This window comes from bacterium, from assembly GCA_030654305.1.
GTDB lineage: Bacteria > Krumholzibacteriota > Krumholzibacteriia > LZORAL124-64-63 > LZORAL124-64-63 > PNOJ01.
Map to the genome: position 1 here is coordinate 1 of JAURXS010000066.1, position 1,238 is coordinate 1,238.

At 72.9% G+C, this 1,238-nt stretch carries 1 protein-coding gene; it reads right to left on the reverse strand.

Features of this window, described 5'->3' with window-relative positions; translation table 11 throughout:
* Positions 1–1,238: hypothetical protein (locus Q7W29_01655; GenBank protein ID MDO9170516.1), on the reverse strand; the 1,238-nt coding region annotated here is incomplete at both ends.

Below are 1,238 nucleotides of genomic sequence, written 5' to 3' on the forward strand. Positions count from 1 at the left end.
CCCAGCAGGCTGGTGCGGGTGCTGGCGCGGATGCCGCCGTTGCGCTCGATGCGCTCCTTGAGCACGCGCGCCTCGTCCGGGCCGGTGGCCGACAGGTAGATGCGGATCGGCTCGCCGTCGTGCAGCTCGAGCCCCTCCTGACCTTGCTCCAGCACGCGGCGCAGGCGCTTGTCGTCCGACAGCGCGGTCATGCGGCCGGTCGCGTCCATCAGGTCCAACAGGGCGTTCATCAGGCGGCCCACGCCCAGGTCCTTCATGGCGGCCAGCGCCTGGCCGGTCTTGGTCTCGGCGAACCTGGTGCGCCACAGCCAGCCCAGCACCTCCGGCGACGCGGTCGGGTGGGACATCACGTCCTCGAGGGCCGCGACCAGGACGGGCTCCTGCCCGGCGGCGAGCAGCTCGCGCGCCATCATGTCGGCGGTCATCCGGCCGGTGCGGGGCAGCACCCGCCCCCAGAAGACGGTCCACTGGTCGGCCGGCAGGGTCTTGCGGACGAAGGCCAGCACCAGCTGGAGCAGCCGATCGCCGAGGTGCGAGGGCAGCACCGCCGGCTCGTGGATCCGCTGGATCACCTGCGCGGCGGCCCGCGGGTTCACCTCCACGACGTCGCCGCCCAGATCGGCGGCCTCGGCGTGGAGGGCCAGGCAGGCCAGCGTCAGCGCGGCGTCCTTCTCCAGCAGCGGCCCGGCCAGGCGCGCGGCGGCGTTGCCCAGCTCCCCGACCATCGCGCGCGAGACGGACTTGTCGCGGCGGGCCTCGCCGAGCCGCTCCAGGATGAACTGCAGCCGCGGCGCGGGCTCGGTCAGGCCGCGCAGCTGTTCGCGCACGCGCTCCTCGTAGGAACTCTCCTGGCGCAGCAGGTGGAACGTCGGCTGCCCGGTGCCGGTCATCTCGATCCGGCTGGAGGTCTTCAGGGCCGGGCGGGCCTTCTTCCACCAGTTCGTCCAGCCGTCCTCGCCGTGGAGCGCGATGTAGTGGGTGCGCAACTCGCGGTGGGCGAGGGTCCGGTCGCGGGTCGACATCAGCGCCTTGACGACGAACGACTCGGGCTCGGTGGCGGCCATGCGGCGCAGCTCGTCGGGCCGGTAGAGCAGCAGCGACGGGAAATGGTCCGGCGGCAGGACGATCACCTCGCCGACGCGGGCCCGTTCCAGGACTTCGCGCCGGCCGCTGAACGAGACGGTCAGCTTGGTGTGCTCGGCGTCGACCTCCTCGACCATGCCGGGCTCGAGGTGGGA